Here is a 12,732-nt window from a genome sequence, read left to right on the forward strand (position 1 = left end):
CAAATCACAACTTTTTATAAAAATCACTGTCTTTTACTTTCTCTACAAATTGTTTTATCCCATAATACCAAAAGCGTACTTTCTCACCTTTGAAATCTATCTCTATATCTCCATTATCAGTTGTAAGAGCTGAGTGCAGCACTTTATCTATTTCTTCCTTGAAAGCAGCACGCGCTTTCTTGCCTTTAGGAATATAGGTAGTGAGTAGTTCATTGCTCTTTTCCTGATAGTAATAGGATGCTAATAGAGGGAGTGAGTAGGCAATGATTTTGTTTGTTTTGTCTGTTGTCTCTTGGTAGATACTTATTAGGTCAAGGAATATGCGTTCGTTGTCTTTCTTTACAGTGGTGGCGCTTATTTGCTCGTAAGGTGCCTCATATAAGGCTTTTAGAAAATATTTTTCTGCCTTGTCATATTCTTTATTCCCATAATAGATATCCGCCAGAGAGTGTGCGGCAAAGTGTGCTATGTTCTGCAAATTATATAGTGGCATTCTCCCTTGAGACTCTTCTATCTTCAAATCAGCCAGATAAGGGAGCATATCTTTTACAAGCCAAAGACTTTCCTTGTTCAGAGGCTCTTCTTCTTTTAGCCTTTCATAAATAGCCACTAATTTTGGGTCGTTCTTATAGGTAGGATCCCTTTTGAAAAGCTCTCTGAGTAGTACAATTAGCTCATTTATACGTTTTTCATGATATAGAGAAAAGTTGGTTTTAGCTGTTGAAAAAAAGACATTCTGATTATTATGAATTTCCCACTGGTCTTCAAGAGAAAGTAGTTTTTTATCGAAAATATACAACTTGTAAATAGCCTTACCTATATTACCTAGATGTGTATTAGCAATAGCTAAGCCATAAACATAATCACCTTTGCTTCTAAAAAAAGCACTATAACGTTTATTCTCAATAAGAATATCCCCTGTATTGATTTCAGATTTCTCGGTTTTATAGTCTGAATATTGAAATTTTACGTGTTTAAAATAAGCAGACTTCTGTATCTTGCTTCTTTCTTTTTTCATAAATTGCTCAATATATAGCTTCCTTCCTGTGGGGTCTTCTTGATCTTCTATACTAAAAGCATTCTGGCTTATGTTTATGTAATTTATATCAAACTTTGCAGGGTAGTATATCACACTATTCTTCTGAACAAGTACATCTATACAAATACCCACTTTGTTTTCCCATAATTCATTCTCTTGGATAGGTTTCGAACTGAGATAGTTCGTGAAAAACTCATCAATAGGAGCTTTTATTTTAGGATCGTCAATTCGTGCATTGATAAACTTCTGAATCGAGTCTAATATTACTTTTCTTTGTCCCCAACAGGTTGAAATACAAAACAGAGCAAAAAGAATTGTAAGTTTTCTCATATTAATTAAATTAGTGAAACCATGGAACAAAGATAATGAAAAAAATAAGATAAAAGCTATCAAATGACCATCAAATAAAAAATTATTGACTATTAGTATTTTAATTTTAAAAAGGGTATTTCTATCAAATGACTATCAAATAAAAACTCGTTGATTATCAGTTTTTTAATTTTAAAGAGGATATTTCTATCAAATGACCATCAAATAAGGATTATGCCCAGAATGGAATATAATATTTAAATCTTCTTGATTTATTTTCCGGATCATCTTCTTTAATGACATTCTCAACCAAAGCATCTCTGATAATACGGGAGGCAGTAGCTGCATTTTTGTCATCTATTTCAAAGCGATCTCTCAAACTTTGGTTAGACATTTTTTCGTTAGAAACATATTTTAGGCAGGCATGTTGGTAACAAGCTTGGATTTTTTCTTTCTTATCTAAATCATTAAGTGCTTTGTAACTATATATAACAACTTTTGTCCTATTCTCTACAATTGTAACACTAATGGGAGGAAGTTGATAAAGTTCGTTATAGAAAATAACTTTGTCTAATCCACTGCCTTTTTCTTCACAAAACCCCATTCTTCGCATCAGATCAGCTAACTTTTCATTTCTTGACAAATATGCATCAATAAAGCGATCAGGAGTAACCAGAGGAGTACCTGGATTTGAAATCTCTATTCTATCCTTAAAAATTTCAACCATTGGAAATCCTTTCTCAGAAAAATCTTGATGTATAACGGCATTGGTTACCAGTTCTCTAATAGCTATTTCGGGATACATCCGCTTGTCCTCTCGTAATATTTTACTGATTTCTTCATTGGCAGGTAATTGGCTATTTATCCATTCAATCAATGTTTTTAGTTCAACAGCATATCCTTGGGTTTCGATATGTTCTCGCTGGGTTTCTATTTTGTTTTTACCCTTATAGACAATGATTCTCAATGCTTTTCTCTCTAAACTGTCAAAGTCTTTTAGCTGTTTTGCTAGCAGAATAGCTCCCAATTTCGTAATAGCATATTGTTTGTTTTTGATTATAAAACCTTCTTCAAGAAATTTCTCTATTACTCCTTGTTGATGGGTAGGATATGGAATTTTCATCAAATCAAAATAAGTTTGTGTGCTCAGATATTGAATGATTTCAGAAGCTAAAAGGTCGTCCTTTGCAATTTCTTTCTCAAAAGGAATCTCCTTATTATTCCATATTTTAGCTTGTTTTTGAGGATAATCATTTAGTTTTCGGGTGATACTCCCCACACGGATATATGACTGATGTAAAAACTCAACAGGCTGATTTTTAGTAGCAGGAATTATAAAAAGAGAAATATGTATCCCCTGCTGATAGTCAAACTCATAAATGGAAAAATCAATTCGTGGATTAAGACGGTTGAGTAGCCAATGTTCTAGATCCTCGTTTCCTTTTTTATCTTTATTTCCTACTTTATATGTTTTTGCTCTGAAAGAGGTACCTTTTATAATATGTGTTTGGTCTTCTACTCCAAAAATCAAATATCCATAAGGTTGCTTATAGATACAAGCCCCATTGGACAAGGCTGAGATACGCTCACCTATCTCTTCCACAGAATGGAAATTGAGCTTAAATTCCAACCACTCACTTTCATGTGGTTGTTGTACCAATTCATTCACTAATCCTATGAGATATTCTTTTTCCATATTCTATATTTTTCTATTGTTATCAAATGGTCATCAAATAAAAACTTATTGATTGTCAGTATTTTAATTTTAAAAAAGGTATTTCTATCAAATGGCCATCAAATAAAAACTATACTCCTATGTATTAATAAGGTCAAGATAGTTTTTATATTAGTAGTGAGCAAAGATACTAATTTTCTTACACATTAAGGGGGTGTATTGATAAAAAAAATTGCCTCCTAAAAAATAGGAGGCATTTCTTAATAATAAATAAAATGGAAAACTATTTTTTCAACAAATCTCTGATTTCAGCCAATAGTTCTTCTTGAGTAGGACCTGCTGGTGCGGCAGGAGCTTCCTCTTCTTTTTTCTTGAATTTATTGATTCCTTTAACCAACATAAACAATACGAAAGCTACGCACAAGAAGTTAATCACAGCAGCTAAGAATTTTCCATAAGCTACTCCGTTCCAAGCTAATTCTCCTATGTTTTTTGCTCCTGTAAGTTCCAAAGCAGGGTTAAGGAGTAATGGAGTAATCACATCAGCTACTAAGGAAGATACAATGGCACCAAAAGCACCCCCGATGATCACCCCTATCGCCAAATCAACTACATTGCCTTTTACAGCAAACTCTTTGAATTCTTTTAAAAATCCCATAAATAACAATTTGTTTAAATTCGGGGGCAAAAATAGAATTTTTATTTGAATTGACAAAGAAAAATTACAAAATGTAGAAAATTAGCCCGATATTAAGCAGATAACTTTCCAAAGATACTCCACTTTGGGTATAGGAGTTTCTAAAGAGAGGGCGTAGGCCATATTGTACATATACATTCCATGTATTGTGTCCTACGGCTGCATATAGGCTACACTGAAACCCCTTGAGCACCTCCGGATGGAGGGTGTAGCTTTGGGAGTCACTATCCAGCTTGTAGCGTGAAGAGAAAGTGATAGAGGGCTTTGCCCCTGTATAGATACGCCAAAACTTATGGGAATAAGGGGTGGAGGTACGCCAGCGAAATTCTATGGGAAACTCCAGTGCATATTGTTCATAATAATTCTTTCGGATATGCTCGTTTTGAATGGAGACAATGTCATATAATAGGCCAGTACTTCCTTCTTGGGTTTTGAGGTTGATATAGGTAAGGCGGTAGGAAAGCCCCACTCCAGCAGCTAAGCCTATATTACGATTCTTATTCAAGGGGATATCCCGCTGGTATCCTCCAAAAATACTCCGAGAGAAACTGTGTTGCTTTATCTCCTCAGGCTTGGAAACGAGCCAGTTATAAGTAACCCCTAAATAGAATTGGTCTTCAAGGTAGCGGGTGTCTATCCCACTATCTACTTGTAGAGAGTCTGTTTGAGCTGTGGCTGCTACCGAGAGTAGGCAACCTATCCAAAACATATAAAACCGCATGTACTATTTTTTATAGGCAAAAGTACAAAATTCTAACAGATATAGTTTCTTTTTTAACAGAAAAAAGAAATATAAGCCTAATTTGTTGATTTTTAGTAATATATAAGCTCTTTTAAAATTTCGGTATCAAAAGAGTAGCAAAATTTATAAATCATTGTTTTTCAATTGTTTAGAGCGAAAAATTTAACTTATTCTTTTTTTCTATATTTTTAGTTATTTGTATAAGTAGAATTTATAATACCTTTCCAAGGGAGCGCACGAACCAGCAAGGACACGAGGTTCAAGGTATGCAGGTAACCACACCAACCAGCAAGGCACACCAGCCAGCACGAACCAGGGACACAAGGTTCAAGGCATGCAGGTAACCACACGAACCAGGGACACACCAACCAAGGACACAAGGTTCAAGGCATGCAGGTAACCACACCAACCAAGGCACACCAACCAGCAAGGCACACGAACCAGCACGAACCAAGGACACAAGGTTCAAGGCATGCAGGTAACCACACCAGCCAAGGACACACGAACCACACGAACCAAGGCACACCAACCACACCAACCAGGGACACACCAACCAAGGACACGAGGTTCAAGGCATGCAGGTAACCACTTCCAACCAGGACACGAACCACACGAACCAGCAAGGCACGAACCAGGACAAGAGGTTCAAGGTATGCAGGTAACCACTTCCAACCAGGACACACCAACCAAGGACACGAGGTTCAAGGCATGTAGGTAACCACTTCCAACCAGCAAGGCACACGAACCAGGGACACGAGGTTCAAGGTATGCAGGTAACCACTTCAACCAGCAAGGCACACCAGCCAGCACGAACCAGGGACACACCAACCAAGGACACGAGGTTCAAGGTATGCAGGTAATCACTTCCAACCAGGACACCAGCCAGCACGAACCAAGGACACGAGGTTCAAGGTATGCAGGTAATCACTTCCAACCAGGACACCAGCCAGCACGAACCAGGGACACAAGGTTCAAGGCATGCAGGTAACCACACCAACCAGGACACACGAACCAGGGACACGAGGTTCAAGGCATGCAGGTAACCACACAAAAAAACAACCTCAAAGATAAAAAACAGCAAAGAAAGATAAAGAAAAGATATTTTTTGTATTTTTGCACAAGTACAAAAATATCTTTGAAATGAAAAAAATCACAGTAAAGAGGTTTCTTAATAAGAAGTTGAAACCCTTAGAAGTATATAAAGATTTAGAATTAGGTTACCCCCTTTATTACTCAATAACGTATAATAGAAAAACACAGCATATAAAAAGCCTTTGCGGTGCAGTAATGACACAAAAAGCCTTTGAATATTTAGAGCAAACGGGAGAACCTTTAAACTATGAAACTAACTACCAAATAACATATATAAAAGTAAATCTAAAAGACGAATTATTTTTGATTACTAAGGCATTGGAATTAATAATAAATAATGAGAAATTAGATAATGTCTTAGACCCTGATTTTGTACCCAGATTAAAGGAATTTTTTCAGGAGCTAAAAGAAAGTTTATATTTTGAGGGGTGGGCAAAATTTATGCACAATTTAGACCCAAAAGAAAAGATAATACCTAAGAAACTAAAATCTTATACTTTTGAGCAATTACAAAAGATAAAACCACAAAAAAAAGAATTAGATTTTGAAAATATATATTCTTTCTTAGGAGAGAACAAGGGCTTTTATTATGCACAGCAGTTTTATTACTGCTTTAACCAAAGCCAAAATTTATTATATTCTATAACTGTTTTAAGTGAGGTTTTAAAAATTGATATATCAAAATTTATTTACATAGATACTTTAAAATTTTGGCAGGTAATAAGCCTTATAGAAAGAGTTCATGAAAGACAAAATTTAATAGAGTTTGTTTTATCTTTTGACGAAAATAAATATATTGCACTAAACAAAAAGCAGGGTTACAACCTAACAGAAGAAGAAATAAAAATAATATCTAATAGACTAAAAAACAGAGTATTAAATATAAGTCATTGGGAGTAGTGAAAATATTTTTGAAAAATGTTTGGTTAAACCAAACAAATGTAATATCTTTGCAGCGCAAAAGCAAAGATATTTTTTTAATACAAATGTTTGAACAAACCTAACATTTATAAAATGAAAATAACAGATTTAAAACCTAAAATCCCTCGTGGAGGTCTCAAGCAAATAGCAAAGCGTTTGCAAATGAATGAAACAACAATAAGTCAATATTTTAACGGAACTAGACAAGCAGGGGCTTTAAAAGAATTGGAAATAATGAAAGAGACACTAAAGTACTTAAAAGAAATTAGCGAACAAAAAGAAGAGCTAATAAAAGAAATTAAGAGCTTAAACCCATGAAAGCAACCACAAAGGAGGATATAAAAAGCCATCTAAAAAAGGAGTTGTACGCAAGTATAAACGAGGTGGTGGAGGTGGTAACCACAAGGCACGCCCCCGTTTATATTTGCGAAAATCGCAAAGGCTTACGCTTTCCCGTGCATGTGGATAAGTTGCTAATAAACAAGTAATTAAAAGAAAATAATTTTGAAATGAAAAAAAATATCACAAAAAACCTTGCAGGTAATAGATTTATTATTACTTTTGCAATGTCCAACAAATACACGAAAGCGGTTATATTTAACCGCCAATCAAACCGAGAGGCGTTTTTTTATGCCTTAACGGCTCGTAAATATATCGGTTCAGTACCGCCGTGCGTTACTTGTAATGAGTGCGCAACCGCTTTCGTAGTGAGTTGGACAACGGCAAAGGCTGAACCGTTTTTTTATTTTCAGCCCTCCAACTATCAAGCAAAATATTTTTTCAAAATGTCCAATAAGAAAATGAATTTTGTTTGCAGGGTGCGTTATACTCTACAAGCACGCAAGGCACGGGCGACAAAGTGCCAAAATTTCCACTTTAAAAGATTGTTTAACCTTGTACCTTGCCACGTAGTAGCAGGGCAAAAAATCGTATGCTTATGCAACTAAGAAAGATTATCAAACTTAACGGACAATGCGAGCCGTTACATATCCGTTTCCAATTGGTAGTATTTGGAAAGGTGTTATTTTCAGTAGTAACAAAAAGATTTAAAACCAATTTAAAAAGCATTTAAACATGAATGAAACAAAAAGCCGTGAAGAAATAGAGTTACTTAAAAGCTGGACGAACTTTATAAACGAGGACGGAAGCATATCTATAAAAATAGATAGCTACATGAATTTAATATATACTGTTAAATCATTGGTTAATCTATGTATTACAGCGGGCTGGGATATAGAAGAAAAAGGCACACAAAGCCAGCCGATGGATATTATCAATACATTGGAGCTTATAAAAAAGCTGTTACCAATAAGTGATTTTGAAGTATTAGAGCGATTAAAATTTAAACAATAAGCAATGAACGAAGCAAAAGTACAAGAACTTAGAGAACAATTATCATTTGTCAAAGATAATAGAATTAAAGTTGATACCATGATTTTTGAAGATTATTCCGATTTAATGTATCATGTAAAATCATTAATAACGTTATGTGCAGAGGTGTGTTTTACGATAGAGAACAAACAAGCCATACAAAGCAGCAATGTAGATATTTATAACGTGCTAAGAGTAACAGAAAAGTTAATACCTACCAGCGATATGGATATATTAGACCAATTCGCAGGTATAGACTTTCAAACAAAAAGAGAATTAAACCTAATTTAAACACCTTTTAAAAATGAATACAATAGGAATGAATATCACAGATTTGGAAAGAGACCAAAAGAGTATAAACAATATCCTTGAACTACTCCAACCAATGATAAAGGAGGGCGCAAAGCTAATCGGAGATATAGACAAAAATGTATTAGCTGTAAAATTCTATGAATTGGAAATGTACCTTAATCACGCCTTAAGAATGTTAGATAAGGAGATATACAGACAGCAATTAATCAAAAGTAATAAATGTTAGAAGTTATGGAAAATAATAATTTTGTAATCGTACAATCAGAAGTATTAACAAAGATACTTAAAAAGATTGATTTCATAGAGCAAAAAATATTAGAGCTTAACAGAAAGAACGAAAAGGAACTACTCACTTATAAGGACGTGCAAAGGTTCTTAAAGTGCGGACGTGCAAAAGTGGAAAGCCTTGTATCTGGTGGAGCTTTTAAAAAGATACAGACAGGAGGGAAAAAATCAAAAGTACTGTTTAAGCGTTTAGAAATAGAAGACTATCTAAAAAAACAAAGAGATAATGATTTTGAAGCCTTGCAGGGCTCAAAGATAGTCAATATAAACAGTGTGGGCGGGTGTTAAAAAAAAATGCCCCGATTGCAGTCGGGGCGGGTGTTTTAAATTTACATTAGGAGGGGGGATATAAAAAAATCCCTCTCCCCTCTTATGCACGGCAAAGGTACAAAAATATTTTTATTAACCAAAAACTTTTTTAGAATGATAGATAAAATAACTCTCATAAAAAAGAACGTAACAGAAAAGGAGTTTAAAGAGATAACAGCAAGCACAAAGTTATGTAAGAATATAAAGAACGGCAAAATATCGTATGACAATTCGGAAAGTAAAAATTTTACAGGTGGTTTTTTTATACAAATAAACCACAGAAAAACGCTTAAAGTATCTGGGTCAGTGCATAAGTACATTAATTTTATAAAAACGGGGAAGTTAAGTAATAGTGATAATATTACCATGCAGGAAGCAAAGCAAGGTATATTAATGATTTTAAAAGCATACGGTCTTACTTGTTTATCTCAAAAAGAAATAGAGGTACAATATTTTGAAGTTGGAGTAAATAGAGAAACAGATATACCAACTCATAAGATATTAGAAAGTTTATGTTCTCTAAAAATGAAGAAAATGTATTTTCACCCACGATTTAAGGACGAAACATTAAAAACTACAGAAACGGACAAGGATAAAAAAAGAATATTCCGTGTATATGACAAACTGCAAGAACTCAAAGAAAGAAAGCAGGAAGCCCCAAAAGGGGTAAAACACCTAACAAGGTTTGAAACTATATACAGACGGCAAACACGCCCTTTAAACGAATTTTTAAGCGATGAGTATTTACAAAAGCTCTTGGATAAATTTGTAAAAGAAGCAGATGAATTGAAAGGATTTATCAGAGTGGAATATATAGGAAAAAGCAGGACATCACCACTTAAAATAGAACTTGCAACTTTTATATTTCAGTTTGGTATGGATAAGTTAATAACACATATAGAGGAGCAATACAAAAGCAAGGAAATAACTTATACACAATTAAAAGTTCGTAAGGATTTTATAAAGGAGTGGTACGATAAAAGGCTTTTTTATGAATATAGACCATATAACATAATAAACTAATAATCAACAAATTACAAATTAATGATTAATAAAAGAGAAAGAAAAGACACCAACCACAAAAAAAAGGCGGCAAAAAAAATAGCCTTTTTTTTAGCTGACATTTTATCGTCCAACGTCTAAAAGACGGAATAATATAATAATATACTAATAATCAAGTAATTAAGTTATGATGAATAGTAAAAAAGACGAAAGGTTAAAAAAACGTAAAAAAATAAGCCGCCCAAAAAAGGAAAAGCGCAAAGCAAAGCAGGCACGAAACAAGGAAATTTTAAAAGAGTTCAAAGCCTTGCAAAGGCAGCATAAGGACACCCCCGCAAAGGAATTATACAGAACGTACCTAAAACAAAAATACAAATTAGGATATACAACGTTTTTAAAGATACTCAAAGACGGCAAAGTAAATGTACAACGCACCTTAATAAAACCGCCAACGAAAAAAGATTTAGTTTTTATCATTAGCTTATACGTAGGTTTGCCAAAGCGTTTTAATATTTGTTGCGCCCTCCATAATGAAGCATATAGAACGTACCTAAGTGAAGTAGTAAGCAAGCGCGGTTTTTTGGAAAGAATAGCAAAGGAAGATATGAGCATAATGTTAGACTATTTTTATACCTTTCCTTATCAAAACAAAATAGAACTATCAAAGCAGTATTTCAAGGGAAACACCCACAAGGGACAAAAGGTAATAAATAAATATTTGTGTATGCTTGTAAATGAGATAATGCAGGACTTTAAAGCGGGCAAACTCAAAGTAAAAGAATATACACCCCCTCCAAAGCCAGCCACTAAAAGGGAAAGACTAAGAGCATTAAACGAACTATTTAAAAGGGAGGGGGTAAATATACGGGTATCACTAAGGAGGGAAAGTAAAAAAGAAAAACTAAGGCGTGTATATAGAGAATATAAAGCACACACAGAGGAAATAAATAAGAGATACGAAGAATTTAAAAAGCAACAAGAAAATGAACAAAGAGACAGCGATTAAAACTATGAGAAGCAGGAAAAATAAGCTACTTAGATACGAAAAAATTCTTACAGAGTTTGAAGCCTTGCAGGAAAAACACAAGGGCGCAAATATCACAAAGATTTATAAGGACTTTATTTTTCCAAAATACTACATAAGTAGAAAGACTTTATACAGAATATTTAAAACGGATATAAAGCAGGAACTTAGAGATATAGAAACAGAACTTAAAAAAATAGAAAATGAATACAGTAGTAAAACACAAGTACAGCAAGGAAGTAACCAGAGCGCAGGAACTAATAAAGCTAATTAGTGAAGCAAATCCAAACCACGAACCACAAGAAACGCAGGAACTGCAAGAACTTTTTGAGCTTAAAAATTTCCTTTATAATGCTTACAAGCACGAGCAAAGAAATATAAATCTTATCAGAACGAAGCAGGAATATAAGAAATATAAGCAATTAGAAAGCGATTTTACAAAAATTCTTGACGATATTATAAGCATATATAACCCAAACTTTGCAAACGCTGTAAAGTTACTATGACACCCAAAAAACGCCCCAAAGAGTAAAAAAGGGCGTTTTTTTGCGCTTTTTACAAGGTAGGGGGGTAGGTGATAAATAAGAGGGCAAAAAGTCGTAAAAAACAGCCTTATTTTTAGTTGTATGTTTTTGATTATTAACAAGATATGACAAAATGACAGCTTTAACTTTTACACTGACAAAATGCCCCAAAACGCCCAAAAATATGCAAAAAAAGCCCTATTAATTACCTATTAATTGCCATTTAATTACCTATTTTTGTCTTTTAATTACCTGAAAGGCGTTAATTATAGGCATTAATTACCATAATTCAAAAAAACATTGTACTTTTGCAGCACAAAATTTCAAAATTATTTTCTCACGCAATAAACGGGGGACATGCACACCCCCGTTTATTTTTAAATGAAAGTACTCATAAAACGATATAAATATTTTCCCCAACTATTACGGACATAAGCACGCAGACACGGAAGCCTTTTTAAAAGTCTCTCACCTCAAACGGCACAAGTTTTTAACTTGTGTCGTTTTTGTTTATGTAGTATCTTTGCAGTAAAAAACAATGAAAGCAAGCACCGCAAAGTTTTACGAAGTCATAAGGAAAGAATTTAATAAACTTTCAAAGGATAAAACATTAAAAACCAGCTATATAATAAAGGAACTATCATTAAAATATTTTCGCTCTGAACGTACAATTGAAAATATTATTTTTAACAGAGTGTAAAAATAACCGCCTTTTTTTCCAAAATTCAAAAGACATTCAAAAGTTTGAGAAAGAGCAAAAAACCGCACTTAAAATAATGATAGTTAATTATTTAGATAATTTCAAAGGGCGCAAATCAGAAAGCTAATACCGTAATTTACCGTATATATACCGTAACCTAAAAGCGTTAAAAAAGGGATATTTTGCCGTTATACCGTAATCAGAGACACAGAGAGCAATTAAAAAGCTACAAGGATAAGAAAAAAAGGTACTTATGAGAGTTCTAAAAAGGTGCTTTTTGGGGTCAAAAAGTGGTTTTTTGATACCCGTTTGATACCCAAAAAATTAAGGAGCTTGTAAAAATCAGTATATCAGTAATTTAGAAAATAAGTGTGTTTTTCTTATAGAAAAAAGTATCAGAAATATGCACCAACGAAAAAACGTAATTTGTAAAACGAAAAAAATTCATTAACTTTGTATCATAAAAACCGCCCTCAAAAATGACAGATAAAAAAGCACTACGAAAAGAAAGGTTACAGAAAAGAAATATAGAAATAAGGAACTTATTTAGGGAACTATCAGAAAAACAGAAAAGGCACAAGGCAGAAGCAATAATTAACGAAATAGCTTTAAAAATGTTTCTTTCACCTCGTACAATTGAAGCAATAATATTTTATGAGGGTATTTATAAAGATTAACCAGCAGGCACAAGGTTCAAGGCGTGCAGGTAACCACTTCCAACAAGCACCAA

The 12,732-nt window shown here is 33.8% G+C and carries 17 protein-coding genes; 13 read left to right on the forward strand and 4 right to left on the reverse strand.

Going from position 1 to position 12,732, the window contains the following annotated elements; all coding sequences use genetic code 11:
* Positions 1–4 precede the first annotated feature (4 nt).
* The 4 genes from Q0625_RS14785 to Q0625_RS14800 form a co-directional block, all read right to left on the reverse strand.
* Positions 5–1,369, reverse strand: coding sequence for a hypothetical protein (locus tag Q0625_RS14785; protein ID WP_298828975.1), 1,365 nt, complete (start codon positions 1,367–1,369; stop codon positions 5–7).
* A 211-nt stretch (positions 1,370–1,580) separates the two neighbouring features.
* Positions 1,581–3,044, reverse strand: a complete 1,464-nt coding sequence (locus tag Q0625_RS14790) for an RNA-binding domain-containing protein (RefSeq protein WP_298828977.1) — start codon at positions 3,042–3,044, stop codon at positions 1,581–1,583.
* A gap of 262 nt (positions 3,045–3,306) precedes the next feature.
* Complete coding sequence (gene mscL / locus Q0625_RS14795; RefSeq protein ID WP_298828979.1) at positions 3,307–3,681, reverse strand: large conductance mechanosensitive channel protein MscL; 375 nt, start codon at positions 3,679–3,681, stop codon at positions 3,307–3,309.
* A gap of 64 nt (positions 3,682–3,745) precedes the next feature.
* Positions 3,746–4,441: a porin family protein gene (locus tag Q0625_RS14800; RefSeq protein ID WP_298828982.1), complete on the reverse strand. Its 696-nt coding sequence runs from the start codon at positions 4,439–4,441 to the stop codon at positions 3,746–3,748.
* 493 nt (positions 4,442–4,934) lie between these two features.
* Here Q0625_RS14800 and Q0625_RS14805 point away from each other — a divergent pair, with 493 nt between their 5' ends.
* The 13 genes from Q0625_RS14805 (at position 4,935) to Q0625_RS14865 (ending at position 12,679) form a co-directional block, all read left to right on the forward strand.
* Positions 4,935–5,180: a hypothetical protein gene (locus tag Q0625_RS14805; RefSeq protein WP_298828984.1), complete on the forward strand. Its 246-nt coding sequence runs from the start codon at positions 4,935–4,937 to the stop codon at positions 5,178–5,180.
* A 422-nt stretch (positions 5,181–5,602) separates the two neighbouring features.
* On the forward strand, positions 5,603–6,454 hold the full coding sequence (locus Q0625_RS14810; RefSeq protein ID WP_298828987.1) for a hypothetical protein: 852 nt from the start codon (positions 5,603–5,605) through the stop codon (positions 6,452–6,454).
* A 114-nt stretch (positions 6,455–6,568) separates the two neighbouring features.
* Positions 6,569–6,793: a hypothetical protein gene (locus tag Q0625_RS14815; protein WP_298828990.1), complete on the forward strand. Its 225-nt coding sequence runs from the start codon at positions 6,569–6,571 to the stop codon at positions 6,791–6,793.
* Complete coding sequence (locus Q0625_RS14820) at positions 6,790–6,963, forward strand: hypothetical protein (RefSeq protein WP_298828993.1); 174 nt, start codon at positions 6,790–6,792, stop codon at positions 6,961–6,963. Before Q0625_RS14815 ends, Q0625_RS14820 begins: the two co-directional genes overlap by 4 nt.
* Before the next feature lie 21 nt (positions 6,964–6,984).
* Positions 6,985–7,422, forward strand: a complete 438-nt coding sequence (locus Q0625_RS14825) for a hypothetical protein (protein ID WP_298828996.1) — start codon at positions 6,985–6,987, stop codon at positions 7,420–7,422.
* 127 nt (positions 7,423–7,549) lie between these two features.
* The gene (locus tag Q0625_RS14830) at positions 7,550–7,828 is read left to right on the forward strand and encodes a hypothetical protein (RefSeq protein ID WP_298828999.1); all 279 of its coding nucleotides are present in this window, start codon (positions 7,550–7,552) and stop codon (positions 7,826–7,828) included.
* 3 nt (positions 7,829–7,831) lie between these two features.
* Positions 7,832–8,137: a hypothetical protein gene (locus tag Q0625_RS14835; RefSeq protein ID WP_298829001.1), complete on the forward strand. Its 306-nt coding sequence runs from the start codon at positions 7,832–7,834 to the stop codon at positions 8,135–8,137.
* Between the two features lie 13 nt (positions 8,138–8,150).
* Positions 8,151–8,384 (forward strand): hypothetical protein, encoded by a 234-nt coding sequence (locus tag Q0625_RS14840; RefSeq protein WP_298829003.1) that lies wholly within the window; start codon positions 8,151–8,153, stop codon positions 8,382–8,384.
* Between the two features lie 5 nt (positions 8,385–8,389).
* A complete protein-coding gene (locus tag Q0625_RS14845) occupies positions 8,390–8,731 on the forward strand; it encodes a helix-turn-helix domain-containing protein (RefSeq protein ID WP_298829005.1) in 342 nt (113 codons plus the stop codon).
* Positions 8,732–8,866: 135 nt separating this feature from the next.
* Positions 8,867–9,775 (forward strand): hypothetical protein, encoded by a 909-nt coding sequence (locus tag Q0625_RS14850; protein ID WP_298829007.1) that lies wholly within the window; start codon positions 8,867–8,869, stop codon positions 9,773–9,775.
* Positions 9,776–9,941: 166 nt separating this feature from the next.
* Positions 9,942–10,760 carry a hypothetical protein gene (locus Q0625_RS14855; RefSeq protein ID WP_298829009.1) on the forward strand — a complete coding sequence of 273 codons (819 nt, stop codon included), beginning with the start codon at positions 9,942–9,944 and terminating at the stop codon, positions 10,758–10,760.
* Positions 10,738–11,052 carry a hypothetical protein gene (locus tag Q0625_RS14860; protein ID WP_298829011.1) on the forward strand — a complete coding sequence of 105 codons (315 nt, stop codon included), beginning with the start codon at positions 10,738–10,740 and terminating at the stop codon, positions 11,050–11,052. Before Q0625_RS14855 ends, Q0625_RS14860 begins: the two co-directional genes overlap by 23 nt.
* A gap of 1,429 nt (positions 11,053–12,481) precedes the next feature.
* Positions 12,482–12,679, forward strand: coding sequence for a hypothetical protein (locus Q0625_RS14865; RefSeq protein ID WP_298829014.1), 198 nt, complete (start codon positions 12,482–12,484; stop codon positions 12,677–12,679).
* Positions 12,680–12,732 lie beyond the last annotated feature (53 nt).

The sequence above is a fragment of the uncultured Capnocytophaga sp. genome (assembly GCF_938029845.1).
In the GTDB taxonomy this organism is placed as follows: Bacteria; Bacteroidota; Bacteroidia; order Flavobacteriales; family Flavobacteriaceae; genus Capnocytophaga.

Excerpts from the sequence above, each read along its gene's own strand:
- Q0625_RS14785 (WP_298828975.1), bottom strand. The coding sequence starts at position 1,369 with ATGAGAAAACTTACAATTCTTTTTGCTCTGTTTTGTATTTCAACCTGT.
- Q0625_RS14790 (WP_298828977.1), bottom strand. The coding sequence starts at position 3,044 with ATGGAAAAAGAATATCTCATAGGATTAGTGAATGAATTGGTACAACAA.
- mscL (WP_298828979.1), bottom strand. The coding sequence starts at position 3,681 with ATGGGATTTTTAAAAGAATTCAAAGAGTTTGCTGTAAAAGGCAATGTA.
- Q0625_RS14800 (WP_298828982.1), bottom strand. The coding sequence starts at position 4,441 with ATGCGGTTTTATATGTTTTGGATAGGTTGCCTACTCTCGGTAGCAGCC.
- Q0625_RS14805 (WP_298828984.1), top strand. The coding sequence starts at position 4,935 with ATGCAGGTAACCACACCAGCCAAGGACACACGAACCACACGAACCAAG.
- Q0625_RS14810 (WP_298828987.1), top strand. The coding sequence starts at position 5,603 with ATGAAAAAAATCACAGTAAAGAGGTTTCTTAATAAGAAGTTGAAACCC.
- Q0625_RS14815 (WP_298828990.1), top strand. The coding sequence starts at position 6,569 with ATGAAAATAACAGATTTAAAACCTAAAATCCCTCGTGGAGGTCTCAAG.
- Q0625_RS14820 (WP_298828993.1), top strand. The coding sequence starts at position 6,790 with ATGAAAGCAACCACAAAGGAGGATATAAAAAGCCATCTAAAAAAGGAG.
- Q0625_RS14825 (WP_298828996.1), top strand. The coding sequence starts at position 6,985 with ATGAAAAAAAATATCACAAAAAACCTTGCAGGTAATAGATTTATTATT.
- Q0625_RS14830 (WP_298828999.1), top strand. The coding sequence starts at position 7,550 with ATGAATGAAACAAAAAGCCGTGAAGAAATAGAGTTACTTAAAAGCTGG.
- Q0625_RS14835 (WP_298829001.1), top strand. The coding sequence starts at position 7,832 with ATGAACGAAGCAAAAGTACAAGAACTTAGAGAACAATTATCATTTGTC.
- Q0625_RS14840 (WP_298829003.1), top strand. The coding sequence starts at position 8,151 with ATGAATACAATAGGAATGAATATCACAGATTTGGAAAGAGACCAAAAG.
- Q0625_RS14845 (WP_298829005.1), top strand. The coding sequence starts at position 8,390 with ATGGAAAATAATAATTTTGTAATCGTACAATCAGAAGTATTAACAAAG.
- Q0625_RS14850 (WP_298829007.1), top strand. The coding sequence starts at position 8,867 with ATGATAGATAAAATAACTCTCATAAAAAAGAACGTAACAGAAAAGGAG.
- Q0625_RS14855 (WP_298829009.1), top strand. The coding sequence starts at position 9,942 with ATGATGAATAGTAAAAAAGACGAAAGGTTAAAAAAACGTAAAAAAATA.
- Q0625_RS14860 (WP_298829011.1), top strand. The coding sequence starts at position 10,738 with ATGAACAAAGAGACAGCGATTAAAACTATGAGAAGCAGGAAAAATAAG.
- Q0625_RS14865 (WP_298829014.1), top strand. The coding sequence starts at position 12,482 with ATGACAGATAAAAAAGCACTACGAAAAGAAAGGTTACAGAAAAGAAAT.